Source organism: Pseudoalteromonas sp. 20-MNA-CIBAN-0454 (assembly GCF_040308685.1).
Classification (GTDB): domain Bacteria; phylum Pseudomonadota; class Gammaproteobacteria; order Enterobacterales; family Alteromonadaceae; genus Pseudoalteromonas; species Pseudoalteromonas nigrifaciens.
This window is the reverse complement of the sequence record NZ_JBEOOB010000014.1, coordinates 34,852-49,632: the sequence shown is the minus strand read 5'-3', so window position 1 is coordinate 49,632 and position 14,781 is coordinate 34,852. Positions and strand designations below refer to the sequence as shown.

Sequence of the window (14,781 nt, the reverse complement as noted above, 5' to 3'; positions counted from 1 at the left end):
GAAGTGAGCCGGGAGTTAAAATTCACGATTTTGCGCTGTAAAACATCCCAACATTCACATTGTAAGTTACCGGTTTGTCATTATAAAAATTGCATTTTCGCAATTTAGTATCTCAGCTTTATTTATATGCACTGAGACACTTTTTTCTAAATTGAGACAGTCAATTTAGACTATCTCTTTGTAATTGCTTGTTTTTGTACTTTTATTTAAAAGTGCCCAATAGGCCACTAAAAAACACTCTATTTATGCATCACTTTTATATTCATAATTATAGTAACCATAATATCCATAAGCATTGCTGGCTTTTTTAAGTACGCCGTTAAATACCACGCCTTTTACATCAATACCATTTTGCTCAAAACGGTTACGGGTTAGCTCTATTTCGCGTAAATGGTTTTGTCCAAAGCGAGTTACCAATAATGTTGTACCGGCATGGGCACTCACTATGGCTGGGTCTGTTACAGCTAAAATAGGCGGCGTATCTATAATTACTAAGTCGTACAGCGCGCTTACCTCTGCTACAAACTTACTAAAGTTGCTGTGCATAAGTAGCTCTGATGGGTTAGGCGGTATTTGTCCACGAGTAATAACATCAAGGCCTGTTACTTTAGTGTCGTGAGTCACTTCACTTAAATTTAAACGCCCCGACAAATAATCACTTAGGCCATTTTCGGCAGTTATATTAAATTGTGTTTGTAAGTAGCCTTTGCGCATATCAGCATCAATTATGAGTACTTTCTTACCACTTTGTGCTAATACTGTAGCTAAGTTAACCGATATAAACGATTTACCTACACCTGGGCTTGGGCCTGATATAGCGATTAAATTATTTTTTGCTTCCATCATCGCAAAGTGCAAACTAGTGCGTAAACTACGCAGTGCCTCTATTGATAAATCGGCAGGGTTGTCGAGTGCTAATATGGTTTTGGCTTTAGGTATTTTACCTTTGCGTGCTCTTGTTGCAAAGCCGGTTAGCTTTTCTTGGTGATCTGAATGTGGCACGCTCGCATAAACAGGTATACCGAGTGCTTCTATTTCAGCAGGATCTTCTATGCCTTTGTGCATTGCTTTTTGTACTAATACAATAGCGACGCTTAGCATCCCACCTAACATGGTTGCCATTACTACTATTAGCGCTTTTTTAGGTTTTACTGGTTTACTGGTATTAACCTCAGCGTAATCGATTATACGTACATTACCTACCGTGCCTGCACGAACGATATCTAGTTCTTGGGCTTTACCTAGTAGCAATGTATAAATTTGGTTACTTACTTCTACATCACGCTTTAAGCGTAGTAGCTCTTGTTGCGTTTCGGGTAAGCCACCTACTTCACCAATAAACTGTTGCTTTTGTTTATTAACCGCTGCAATTTGCTCAATAATGCCCTGATATGTTGGATGGTCTTTTTTAAATTTACGACCCACTTCTAAACGTTTAAGCTCAAGCTCTTGTAGCTTTGTTTCTAGCAGTACCACTTGCTCTAATATGCCTTGGGTTTCTAGCGTTATATTTATAGTTTGGCGTTTTATTTGATAGTCGTTAAAGCGCTGCTCTGCATGCTCTAATTGCTTTTTAATTTCAGGGAGCTGCACCTCTAAAAACTCAAGCGACTTTTGTGCTTCTGCACTACTACGCTCTACATTACGGCGTACATATATAGCTGCGACTTTGTTAAGCACAGTTTCGGCGTAATTTGGTTTAGTGCTTTGTAAGCTTAAATCAATTATTCCTGAATCTTTTCCTTTCTCGCTTGCACCAATTGCCGTTTGTAGGTCTAAAATTGTGTTAAGACGATCTTTACGACTCAATAAAAACTCTGTGCCTGGACGAGCATTTAAGCTGCGTATTGTTAAGCTAAACTTACCATTAGTTAGCTCTTCACCGACTTTACCCGCTAATATTTGCTCGTCATCGCCATTTAATAATGCAACGCTATTATTTGCTTGCGCTATTAAAGTATATGTTTGGTTAATTGCGTTGCGCGGTACATCGAACCTAAATACATTAATGCTTTCGCCACCCCATGCATATGAACTTGCACCAAAACTTGGCTCAGCTAAATCATTTTCTTGCAGAGGCGTAAATGTACGAAATGCACGGTTACCAATATATGGGAATAATTTAGGCTCTACTGTTATATCTAAATTTAAAGCGTCGACTGCTTCGCCTATAATGCTGCGCGATTTAAGGAGTTCTATTTCGGTTACCGCTGCAGAGGTGCTTTCAAACATACCGCCCATATCGTCTAAACCAGGCACTGAACTACCACTGCTTTCAACTTGGAGCATCGCTGTTGCTTGGTAAACCGGCTGACTTAAAACCGCATAAACAACACCCACAAACATAAATAGTGCTGTTAATGCAATTATAAAATATTTACGGTCGATTAAAGCACCTAACAATGCCATTAAATCTATTTCTTGTGACTGTGAAGCTGAACTATTTGTCTGCTTGGGTGTGCTGCTATTAGGCTGGGTATTCATTAAATTAGCCATTCCTTATAAATACTTTTGCCAAGCGCTACAAGCGCTGTCGATTAATGTGTATACGTGCTCAAATGCCTCTTGGCTTTGACGGTACGGATCAGGGATTTCAGTGTTATCTATCCATTTACCTAATAAAAATGTTTTACCACGTGCCTCTGGGTATTGACTATGTAAATCATTTAAATGACGCTGCTCCATGACTAAAATAACACTGTTCTGTGCAATTAGTTGCGAAGTAAGTTGGCGCCCTTGGTGTGGGTCCATATTAATACCGTGTGCTTGGGCTATTTTTTTCGCAGTAGCATCAGCTCCTTTGCCTTCGAGTGCAGTTAAGCCAGCTGACGACACTGTTATATTTTTGCCTTCAAGCTTAGCTTTTAATAAGTACTCCCCCGTTGGACTGCGACAAATATTGCCTGCGCACACCACTAATACAGAATCAAACATGTTAATTAACCCTTAGTTATTAATGTCGTTAAGGTTATCAACTGTTGCTACCGAAGGTAGTAACAAGCTTATTACACGGTTCCAACGTGCCAGGGGTGCTGATGTTACATATACAATATCGTGCGGTTGTAATTCAAACTGCTCAGCCAACACCAATGCAGCTATGTTTTTAGCATGCAATTGGTATACATCAGCAATTACTCCAGTTTGCTCTACATTACTTTTACGCAGAACAAATATACCATTTGCGTCAGCAGTGCCTTCGTTCAAGCCGCCTGAGTCACTCAATGCTTCGGCCAAGTTTAAGCCATAACGATTAAGCTTTACTGAACCTGCTTTATTAACATCACCTAATACAAATACTTTTTGTTTATCGTTACGGTTAACATGCACTATATCGCCATGTTGAAGTAACCGATTTTGAGAAATATCGCCATTAGCGTAAAAATCTTCTAGCTTTATTACTTCTGTTTTATCGCCACGTGTAAAAGTAACCGTGCGCCAATCAGCTGCTTCGGTTAAGCCACCCGCTTGGTTAATAGCATCAATTAAGGTAAGCGGAGTATCGGTAACTGGGTATACACCAGGCTGTTTTACTTCACCCGTTACATACGCTTTTTGACTTTTAAAACTTACTATTTTCACGTCTACTTGAGGGTTTTCTATCACACGGGCTAAACGAGTTACTAAATCTTTACGCAGTTCGCTGATTGTATGTCCTGCTGCTGGTATATTAGATGCATAAGCGTAAGTTACCGTGCCGTCTTCTTGCACTTTAAAACCGTCGAACTCAGCTGTACGTTGTGTGCCTGCCGGTATAGTAAGTTCGGGATGGTCCCAAACACCTACTGTTACTACATCGCCCACACCTAATTTATATTGATAATCGCGGGTGTTAACCCCCACTAAACTAGAGATTGGTTTTGCTGCTGTGCGTGCTTTTTTTTGCTGGGTAATTAGCGCCGAATCAATTAGTTGAATATTAACTTTTTCGAGCTCTTGCTCTAAATTTTGTGTTTTCTCGTTTGATTCAATGCCTTCGTAATGGCTGCCAGGTATTATTGTACAGCCTGTCATTGCTAAAAATGCGAAAGAGGTAATGAGTGATTTACAGCGTAACGCCATTGTGCAGAATCCCAGTGTTTTTTAAATATTATAATTGTCCATCACACTCGATGGGTACTTATTTTGCGCAGTAATTAAAGCATGGATATAAAAAAAAAGATAGGTTCTAGACTCAAGGTTATATAGCCTTGAACTTACTACCTTCTGCCATATCAGTAACGCTTGCCCCAGCTTAGAGGAAAAACTTTATTTATATAGTTCTTCAGACACGCTCCACGTTCCAGTTCGTCGCAGAGCTCCTCTCGCTCCAGCTTGAAAGCAAAATTATTTGCTTGTCTAGCCCTTCGGGCACGCTTCCGCCCCTAGGTTGCAGTTCCTACGTACTGATGCAGCTTAAATTTTGATATTTATAAGCGAGATTAAAACTACAATTACAAATTGCATAAAGGTTATTGTATTTTTTGTTTTGGCTCGTCGCTTTTACCTTGCGTTACAGCACTGAGAATTGATTTTTTGTGACTGGCTTTGGAGAAGTGTTTTTTTATTTATTACGGGATACTCGCGATTTATTTCGAGGTTTACTGGTAATAATACTCGCTTTCCGTAGCTATCCACACTTTGAATCAATTGCAGACAACGCAATATAATACTAAATGAGCGCAGAATTATACCCGATGCTGTTCACATGTAAACAACTAATTGAAGGGTAGGTTTAAAGTTAAAAGGGTTGGCAAAAAATAAAAATGTCCTGTTATTAAGCTCCCTCTGTTTTATATTATTAGCTGGGTATTTTCCACTTTAGTACAGTTATGAGTCATGTACCAAGCGGCAAATACTCGCTTGGTTCATCATTCTACAATTATTCATTGCGAAGGTGAAAGTTACCGACGCAAAACAGCGCTCAATAAGAGCAAATAAAATTCGGTGTCAACCGGCCAAGATAATTGACGCGGAACCGGCCACCGTAATTGTCGCTTAATAAAGATAATACATCATAAAGCTAACCAAACACCGAGCTGAGGTTGTAATCCCCCCGGAAAGTACTTAATACCTAACTTCCGAACACTACTTTTTGTAACCTAAGAAAACCAAAAAACACCGAGCTAAAATTGAACTCAGTGTTTTTTCTAATTTATCATATTGCTAATAACTGTTCTTTTTAATTTGATGAATATTTTTTCTCAGGTAAGCCTAACTTGTTTCTAAAAAAGTTAATTACCTTACAATAATTGGCCAAAATTACTAAATACCCTATAAAAATAGCTATAAACCCATAAAACATAAAGTACTCTGGTATTAATAGTATTTCGCCTAACATACCTACACCAGCTAATAGCGAAGCAATAAAGCAAATTAGAGCAAGTGTTTGCAATGACGAGAAACCTAAACGTTGGCAAATATGATGTAAGTGATCTCGGTCTGGTTTAAATGGTGATTTACCTTGCTTAACTCGACGAACCATTATAGCAACCATATCCATAAGTGGTAAGGCAATAAGCCATAGTGCAGTTACTGGGCGAATCATTGGGTTGCCTGCTGTTTGGCTAGCACCTATCAACAACCAAATAACCGTAAAACCAATCATCATGCTACCTGCATCACCCATAAATACTTTTCGCTTATGGCCAACTAATCCAAGATTCATTAAAATATAAGGAACCATGCAAACAACTAGCAATAAGCATAAGTAGCTTAAGCTCTGCTCCCCTGAAAGCGATAACAATATACCCACACTGCCAAAGGTAACTATTGATAAGCCACCTAAAAGTCCATCAATACCATCAACCATATTAAAAGCATTAATACAGCCAATTACAGCTAATACAGTTACTATTCCACCAAGCAACCCTAAATCAATAGCGCCAAAGCCTAACAAGTTACCTAAGCTATGTAATTCTGCATTGGCGAAATAAATCATAGCAACTGATATTAGTGCTTGCACCACCATGCGTATTTTCACACTTAAATCAAAGCGATCATCCAAGGCGCCAACAGCTGTTAAGCCACATATACAAAGCATATATAAGTTAGCATGATTAATCATACCTGGGTGGGAGTAAATATAATTGACTATAGTGATACAAATAGCGACACCACCAACTAACGGTATATTACCTGTATGTAACTTCCTACCTGTAGGTTGATCAACTAAGCCGACTCTACGAGCCACTTTGCGCATTAAAAATAGAATTGCAAAGGCAATAAAAAAGGTGAAAAGAAGGTCAAGAAACATATAATGTCCTGATGTAAATTTTTAAATAAGCTTAATTTCACCCTAAAACTATAAGATAAAAATTAGGCCTGCTCATATTTGAATATTGAATAATAGAAAGTAGCTAGCTTTTAATTGAAATGTGTCATTTAAATACTTATTTCATAAGCTTTATGCTTCAATTATAACAACTCTAAGGTATATAACTTAAAGCTTTAATAATGTTTTTGCTTGCTCTTCAATAAAAGGTCCCTCTTTTATTTCTAATATTAACGCTCTATCTGAAATACACTCAACACTATGAATATCACCTGGGTTAAACTGAACAGCATGAACATCCTGCTCATCACCGATCAAAAAAGATGTGATGCTAGAGCTATCAGGGTTATGAAGTGTCACTTTTAATACACCACTCTGTACAACAAACATTTCCCACTGGTGCTCTTGTTCATGGAAATGTGGCTCTACATAACTTCCTTTAATAAGGGCAATATAGAGCCTTTGAACCTTGTCTTCAAAGCTCGTATGCAAGTTTAAATGAGCGCGTTTGCGAGAAGAATTACTTGCCTTTTCAAACAATGACTCAATATTGAATTTGTCAACTTTCCTCATTTTGCTTCTAATCTTTTAATAATATTTTTAGCTATAGATGTGACCGAAAATTCATTTTTTAATAGTGAAAGTGAATTTCTCCCAATCTCTTTACGTAATTGAGGATTTTCATAAAGCTTAATTGCATTTTTTAACAATTGTTTATCGTCGCCATTTACCGTAATAAAGCCTGCGCCGTGTGAGTTAACCAAGTCTTGCAAGTCGTTATTTGGGTTTACACTCCCCAAAATGGGTATTGAATCGACCATATAACCTAACAGCTTACCAGGAAAGTTATGCGCCGTATGTTTGCCCGATAAGGAAAACAAGCCTATATCTATCTCAGATAGTATTTGCTTAAACTCTTGTTGGTTAACCGATGGCATATAAGTAAAGTTAGTTAGTTGCCATTGCTGCGCGAGTTGGTTTATCAACTCTACTTCATCACCTTGGCCAACAAAAAGAAAATGTGCATTTTCATTATTTTGCATATTTTTAGCTAAACGCATTAGGTTTGCCATGTCTTGGGCATGCCCAATATTGCCACCATAAAAGTAAACTACTTTATTATCTAAATTAAACTGAGATCGGATAGAGGTAGTGTTTTCATTGGTGATTGTTGGGTTTAAAGCCGCCCAATTTCTCAATATTTCAGTGGGATAAATAACACTATTACTTTGGGTAAAAACTTCGATATTTTTTTCAGACATAAGCCCAATGGTATCGGCAGCATGATATGAGTGTTTTTCAAAAAATCTAAAATATTGCTCTATTAATGAGCCTTTTTTTATCATTCCAGCATCTATCACCCACTGAGGAAACAAGTCACGTAATACTAAATAAGATGAGCAGTTACAACGCTGTTTAATTTTATTGACTAAGCCACCAAAAAATATGGAAGGAGAGTAATAAATTACGCCATCAAAGGTGTGCTCTTTTACATGTTGCTTTATAGCCGACCAAGCTCTAAATGAGAGTAAGGTTTCGTTTAGCGCTCGCGTTACTTTACTCACATCTTTAATGGGGCCAGAACTAAAACGCCAAACGGTTACACCGTCTATGCTTTGCTCAGTAAATTTTTGCGCTTGCCCTACGGCAGGAGTAATTACTGTTACATTATGCCCACTTGCCATGAGCTCAAGTGCGAGCTCATGAAACATTTTAGCACCAACTCTGGTGCTGTCTGGCAAGTAGTCATCAATGATTAAAGCAAGCTTCATTAATATTTTTTCCACACAACTCTATTAACGTAGTCGGTATAACTAATAATAGTTCTTAAAACCTTATCTGACACGTTAGGGGCAATATAATTTTGAACTTTATTAATCAGTCTGTGTTCACCGCGAGGCTGCTTATCTAGTATTTCGATTGCTTGTAATATACGTTCAACATTCATACCCGTAAACATAACAGCCCCCTCTTCAAAACCTTCGGGGCGCTCTTGTGCGTCTCTAATATTAACCGCCGGAAAGTTTAAAATTGACGACTCTTCGGTAATAGTACCACTATCGCTTAATACCACTTTAGCGTCCATTTGCAGTTTTACGTAATCGCTAAAACCAAGTGGTTTAAGCAATTTAACCAAGGGATGAAATTCTAAGTTAAGTAAATCAATTTTCTTTCTGGTACGAGGGTGTGTCGATACAATAATAGGATGCTGGTATTTTTCTGCAATCGCATTTAATGCTTGCACATAACTGTGAATGTTTGATTCAGAGTCAACATTCTCTTCCCTGTGAACACTAACCACAAAGTACTCACCTGATTTTAAGCCAAGCGTTGTTAATATTTCAGCATTCGAAATTTTATCTTTATAACGATTTAGTACTTCATCCATAGGGCTGCCTGTTTTAACTATTAGGTCAGGTTTTATGCCTTCAGCCAATAAATACTCGCGGGCAATATCCGTATAAGGCATATTAACGTCAGAGATATGATCAACTATTTTACGATTGATTTCTTCTGGTACTCGCATATCAAAACAGCGGTTACCTGCTTCCATATGAAATATTGGAATTTTTTTACGCTTAGCCGGAATAGCCGCCATCGCACTGTTCGTATCACCCAAGATCAGCATTGCATCGGGCTTAACTTCTGCAAACATAGCATCTGACTTACTAATTACTTGCGCCATTGTTTCGGCTGCGGTAGCACCAGCGCATTCTAAAAATATGTCTGGTGCGCGAATGCCTAGGTCTTCAAAAAATATTTGATTTAGTTCATAGTCATAGTTTTGCCCAGTGTGAACTAATATATGCTCACAAAATTCATCAAGCTTTGCTATGGTGCACGACAATCGAATAATCTCAGGACGAGTACCTACAACGGTAACAACTTTTAACTTTTTCATGCTTTATACCTTTTTACGTAATCTGTATGCATATATTCAACAAGGTCGCTCCACGCCGGTGGGCTAAACTGAGTTAATTGCCTAAATTTATCTGAGTTTAGCGAGCGATCTATAACCAGCTCTTGCGACTCAGCAATAGTGATTTGTTTTTGATATTGCTCCGCAATCAATTTTAATAGTGTGTATTTGTCAATGGGCTCTGCCGATAAGTGTAATAACCCAGCAACCTCTGGGTTCGGCAAAATATATTCCACTAACAACTTGGCTATATAACAGGTAGGCAAGCCAGAGAACACGGCTTTAGAAAAACCTTTAGTGCTTTCGCCTTGCGATAAAAACCAGTCAACTAAACTTACGGATGAGGCTAATTCGTGCCCTATAATTGAGGTTCTTAAGGTTAAGTGCTTGCCATAACCTACTTCACCAAGACATTTAGATTTACCGTATAAGTCGCGCGCATCGGGTAACGAACCTTCGCTATATAAACCTTCATCGCCAGTAAACACACAGTCGGTTGAAAAGTGAATCAATTTTGCATTAACTTGATCACAAATATTAGCCAGCTCATGCGGAAGCAATGCATTAATTTTAACGGCATCTATGTGTTGCTTTGAAATACCATGCTGCTTAATTAAACCCACACAGTTAATGACTACATCGGGTGCCACTTCAGCCACCGCTTGCTCTAATGAGTCAATATCGTAGGCGTCAACACCTGAGATTAATTGCTGTTGAGTGTCTTTAAAAAAGTGTTCTTTACCTGTAATACTTCTAACTGTACCAAATACTGATAAATTAGCGTGTTCGCTTAAGTTGCTAAACAGGCTATAACCTAGCATGCCTGTCGCGCCAAGAATTAATATTTTCATGCCTAAACACCTTCCGGAACAATGATGTTTCCAGACTCAATTTCACGCATAAAATCAAGCTTACGTAATAGCTGCTTCATACCTTCAACATCTAAACGCTCGGTATTGTGCGAGTTGTAATCTTCTACTTTAGATAGGTCTGAGTCGCCTTCGTCAAAAAACTTTGAGTAGTTTAAATCTCTATTATCTGCTGGCACTCTAAAGTATTCACCTTGCTCTTGTGCAACAAACATTTCTTCACGGCTACACAGTGCTTCAAATAGTTTTTCGCCATGGCGTGTACCAATTACATTTACAACATGCTCAGGTTTTTTCAGCATTTCAAGTAATGCTGTTACTAATACTTCAATGGTTGCTGCTGGGGCTTTTTGTACAAAAATATCACCATTTTGGCCATTTTCGAAAGCATGTAATACTAAGTCAACCGCATCGTCTAAGGTCATCATAAAACGGGTCATGGTCGGGTCGGTAATAGTGATTGGCTCATTATTAACTACTTGGCGGATAAACAATGGAATTACCGATCCACGTGATGCCATTACATTACCATAGCGCGTACAACAAATAGTTGTATTAGTGTGTTCAAGATTACGACTTTTAGCAACAATCACTTTTTCCATCATTGCTTTTGAAATACCCATAGCATTAATTGGGTATACCGCTTTATCGGTGCTCAAACACACTACGCGCTCAACATTATTAGCGATAGCGGCTTCTAGCACGTTTTCTGTACCTAGTACGTTAGTTTTAACGGCTTCTAACGGGTAAAACTCACACGATGGAACTTGTTTTAACGCAGCAGCATGGTAAACATAATCAACACCACGCATCGCAGTATTAACACTTTGGCTGTCGCGTACATCACCTATATAAAACTTTAATTTGTCTGACTGAAAATGCTTACGCATGTCGTCTTGTTTTTTTTCATCACGTGAAAAAATGCGAATTTCTTTTATGTCGGTATTTAAAAAGCGACGCAATACTGCATTGCCAAATGAGCCTGTACCGCCGGTGATAAGTAAAACTTTGTTTTTAAACATTTAAAGAACCTTTTAATTTCTTGATTATAGCCATATAACTGTCGACTTTAGTGTCGTTATCTCCGGACTCCAGTAATATCTGCGGATAGAGTGATTTTTTAAAATGGATCAATTGACTATTTATATAAAACTCGCGAAGAACTGTATCTAATACTTTAGAAATATCATTAACACTATACGGGTTAAAATAAAATGCAGAATCTGAACATATATTTCTAGCAAACGGCAAATCGCTAGTTAGTATTAAAGTATTAGAAGCCATCGCTTCGAGATAGCTAACAGTAAAACATTCAATCAATGTTGGCAGATATAATGCATCACATGCTTTATAAACTGCTTTGCAATCAACAATATCAATTGGGCCTATATTGGTTGTATATTTCTTAAATTCCCTATCAAGTAACTCATATTCAGCAAAATCAATAGTGACTATAAAAGTGAAGTCAAAGCCATTCCTTTCTAATTGCTGGCCAACCAAGGGGATCGTTTTCAAGTTTTTATGAGGGTAATTATGAGATATTGTAACAAATTTAAATTTTTTAATATCTCGTAAACCGTACTTATCAGTTTCCTCAAATGACTCTATAAAGTGTTGTGATATACAATTCCCCACAACGCTAATTTTATCCTTTTCACATTTAAAAACCTTACAAAATTGCTCTTGCATATCTAAGGTTTCAGTAACGTAAACAGCTTTCTTTTTAAAAAGTAATTTTCTTAAAATATAGTTTTTTACTTTTTGCTTCCATTTAATAAAACTACTAAAAATAGTATATGCTTTTGAGTTTGGAGAAACTAACCACGCATTTGCAAAACCTATCAGGTGCTTAGCTTTAACTGGATGCCAATAACTAGGGCCGAAAATAGTGAAGGCAACACTAATATTGAATTTTTTTTCTAATTTGTTCAAATATTTATAGCTTTTTATAAAACTAAAAATATTTTTAAAGCTAAAATCACAAACAAAAACATTTTTCAATTTTTCTTCTGGTATTGACAGTTGTTGGTAAACCTTCGAGCTTGTCACAAAGTAAATACTCTCGCCTCGAGGATTTACTAGCAAAGAGTCAATCACAGAAACCGCTACCTGTAACCCACCACCCACTTTAATATTTGTTGCATTTATTAAGATACTCACAGAGAACGTCCTTTAGTGTTAAATAAAAAATTAACTATGAAGAATGAAAATAATGCTGACATAAAAAATGCAAAGCTCGATAATAAATCCCCTCGTAATACAAAAATCAAATAACCTATCAAAAATAAATAAAATATAGCTGATGGCTTGTTTATAACACCCTGTTCACTCCAAAATGAGCGGTCAAAAAACGCACATAATAAGCTTAAAAGAACACAAAAAATAACCACCCCTAGGATTCCAAAATTAATGAAACCTTCACCAAAGAAATTCATGGAAATATTATTAAATGTATAACCCAATTCTTCTGCAACATAATATCCTGAACCGACAGGCTTATCTTCCCAAATACTTCTCGGCACAAAAAAGAATAGAACACCAATTAACTGGTTTCCTCCTGTTGTTATATTTTCAGAAAATACTCTTAGAAAATTTTGATAGGAATCAAAGTGCCCTTTAACAAAGAATGATATATCTGGAATAAACTGCAATTCTAAATCATCTTTGAATACCCTGAACTGTTCTAAAAAAGGGAATATTAATAAGATCGACAAAATAAAAAATAGAATACCTTTGATACCTTTTAATAAACTTGGAAAAGCAATTAATAAAAGAGGTATATAGATAGAAGCAGTTAAAAATCGCGCTATTCCAAATGGGAATGCACATAACAAAAGAGTTATAAAACTAAAAGCAAGCATGAGTTTATTCTGTTTATAAAAAACCAATATAAATGCAGTGATAAAGAAAGGAATAAATTTACTTGTATATGAAAAAATGAGTGTTTGACTCGATACCACTTCCGCTGTTTCTTTTAAAATACCACCTCTTAAAAACAAACTGACAATAGAAAAATTGTTTATATAAAGAGCTAAAAAAAAACAAATAAAACATAATCCACTTAAAACGATCTTTGTAATAAAAGGCAATCGTTTTATTGCCTCAGGAATCATGCAACTTGCCTCTTCTTTTTTTTCAAATGTTAATTTATTAAACATGTAATAAACCACAAAAAATAAAAAATTAACTAGAGTTATAAGCACATTAAAAAGTAGATAGTCTTTCTCATAAAAGGGCTCTCCCCCCCACATGACAAAATCACCAATAAATTGCATATAAGGTGCAATGCCCATAAATATAAACTGGAAAAAATAAAAAATCCTTAATAATGTTAGCCCATTTTTTCCTGCAAAAAATAAGAATACCAAGGGTTGGATTATCACTATATAGAATGATAAATGCACTAAATCATATGAAAGCTGTTGCTCAAAAAAAATAGAGTTAGCCACATAAAAAATAAATAAAAAAGAAATTGCTTTGATCATATTATGAGTCTGAACTTAAAAACATTATCTAATTAAACCTTTTGCAGTTTGTAATATTTAACAAAAAATGCAAGTCGCCACAAAAATGTACTGATCTCTGATGCAATTAATATGTAAATTAGATGCAAAGGAGATATTGCATTTAATAGATACAAAACAACTACACCGAAAAAATATACAATTAAACAAAAATACGAACTGTAATTAACATAATCATATTTTGAAAACAGACTTGCAGCTGGATAACCAAAAATAACTGAGAGTACATTAAATAAAGCTAAAACAATAAATGCCTCTATAAATGGAATTGCGAGCAAATAAGAGGGTCCATAAAGAAGCTGAATGACATCATGTGAATAAAGCTTAAAAAACAATCCAATAATAAAAATAAATAATAAAAGTAAAAACAAGGTCTTAAAGAAAATAGTATAATCCTTACTCTCTGCGATCTGAGGGAAAAGAGCTTGCGTAACTACACTCACTAAAGATTGAATTATTTTGTATATATAATCTGCAACACCATAAACAGCAAGGTTCACTGCTGATAGAGTTGATAGAATGAACACATTCGAATAAAGGTATGATGATACAGCCAACCTAGACAAATAAAAGTCGCGCACCTCTTTAAAGAATGAAATTAAAGGCTCCCTACTAACTATTACACTTACTGTATAGCCCAATGAGTTTAGGTATTTTAGAGAAACGCATGATGCAATAACCCAACCAAATCCGGTTGCTAAAATCACGCTGTATATATCAAAGCCAAAAAAAACAAAAAATACAGAAATAATAATACTACTTAATCTCGAGGCTACATTTATCAATGTCACAACTTTCATTTTATTAATACTTTGAAAAAGCCAGTAAGGAATAAGTGATTGAAAAAATATCGAAATAAAAGAAAAAACAACAACTTTGATATAGCTATTATTTTGGTTAATATAAAAAATAACTCCAACAACAAGGAATACAAGCAAGAAAAAGAAGAATTTAACGGTTAGTGTAATTGAAAACAGTTTAGATATTTCCGCTTGACAATATTCAACTTCTGCTGATTTTTTAATCCCATATGTTGACAATCCAAAGTCAAAAATCAAATAAGAAAATGATATGACGGATACTGATAATATATATAAAGCGACATCCGACAATCCATAATACCTAGTTAAGAGCGGCAAAAGAAATAATGGAATTAGAAGCGCTGATGCTTGTGCTAAAAGCAAGTAAATAGAATTAAGCATTAATTTAAGCAAGTTT

12 protein-coding genes are annotated in these 14,781 nt (G+C 36.1%); all 12 read right to left on the bottom strand.

Annotation, left to right across the window (positions count from 1 at the left end):
* Positions 1-243: 243 nt before the first annotated feature.
* Positions 244-2,484, bottom strand: a complete 2,241-nt coding sequence (locus AAEZ22_RS08835) for a polysaccharide biosynthesis tyrosine autokinase (RefSeq protein WP_352296933.1) — start codon at positions 2,482-2,484, stop codon at positions 244-246.
* A gap of 15 nt (positions 2,485-2,499) precedes the next feature.
* Positions 2,500-2,934: a low molecular weight protein-tyrosine-phosphatase gene (locus AAEZ22_RS08830; protein ID WP_182684052.1), complete on the bottom strand. Its 435-nt coding sequence runs from the start codon at positions 2,932-2,934 to the stop codon at positions 2,500-2,502.
* Between the two features lie 12 nt (positions 2,935-2,946).
* Positions 2,947-4,059, bottom strand: a complete 1,113-nt coding sequence (locus AAEZ22_RS08825) for a polysaccharide export protein (RefSeq protein ID WP_192532830.1) — start codon at positions 4,057-4,059, stop codon at positions 2,947-2,949.
* A gap of 1,099 nt (positions 4,060-5,158) precedes the next feature.
* A complete protein-coding gene (wecA, locus tag AAEZ22_RS08820) occupies positions 5,159-6,232 on the bottom strand; it encodes a UDP-N-acetylglucosamine--undecaprenyl-phosphate N-acetylglucosaminephosphotransferase (protein WP_352296930.1) in 1,074 nt (357 codons plus the stop codon).
* Between the two features lie 186 nt (positions 6,233-6,418).
* Complete coding sequence (locus tag AAEZ22_RS08815) at positions 6,419-6,823, bottom strand: WbuC family cupin fold metalloprotein (RefSeq protein ID WP_352296927.1); 405 nt, start codon at positions 6,821-6,823, stop codon at positions 6,419-6,421.
* A complete protein-coding gene (locus AAEZ22_RS08810) occupies positions 6,820-8,022 on the bottom strand; it encodes a glycosyltransferase family 4 protein (protein WP_352296924.1) in 1,203 nt (400 codons plus the stop codon). Before AAEZ22_RS08810 ends, AAEZ22_RS08815 begins: the two co-directional genes overlap by 4 nt.
* Complete coding sequence (wecB, locus tag AAEZ22_RS08805) at positions 8,022-9,152, bottom strand: non-hydrolyzing UDP-N-acetylglucosamine 2-epimerase (protein WP_352296921.1); 1,131 nt, start codon at positions 9,150-9,152, stop codon at positions 8,022-8,024. Before wecB ends, AAEZ22_RS08810 begins: the two co-directional genes overlap by 1 nt.
* A complete protein-coding gene (locus AAEZ22_RS08800; protein ID WP_352296918.1) occupies positions 9,149-10,021 on the bottom strand; it encodes a dTDP-4-dehydrorhamnose reductase family protein in 873 nt (290 codons plus the stop codon). The genes wecB and AAEZ22_RS08800 overlap by 4 nt, the downstream gene beginning before the upstream one ends.
* 2 nt (positions 10,022-10,023) lie before the next feature.
* A complete protein-coding gene (locus AAEZ22_RS08795; protein ID WP_352296916.1) occupies positions 10,024-11,061 on the bottom strand; it encodes a polysaccharide biosynthesis protein in 1,038 nt (345 codons plus the stop codon).
* On the bottom strand, positions 11,054-12,199 hold the full coding sequence (locus AAEZ22_RS08790) for a glycosyltransferase (protein WP_352296913.1): 1,146 nt from the start codon (positions 12,197-12,199) through the stop codon (positions 11,054-11,056). The genes AAEZ22_RS08795 and AAEZ22_RS08790 overlap by 8 nt, the downstream gene beginning before the upstream one ends.
* The gene (locus AAEZ22_RS08785; RefSeq protein WP_352296910.1) at positions 12,196-13,524 is read right to left on the bottom strand and encodes an O-antigen polymerase; all 1,329 of its coding nucleotides are present in this window, start codon (positions 13,522-13,524) and stop codon (positions 12,196-12,198) included. Before AAEZ22_RS08785 ends, AAEZ22_RS08790 begins: the two co-directional genes overlap by 4 nt.
* Positions 13,525-13,556: 32 nt before the next feature.
* Positions 13,557-14,777, bottom strand: coding sequence for an oligosaccharide flippase family protein (locus tag AAEZ22_RS08780; RefSeq protein ID WP_352296907.1), 1,221 nt, complete (start codon positions 14,775-14,777; stop codon positions 13,557-13,559).
* Positions 14,778-14,781: the final 4 nt, after the last annotated feature.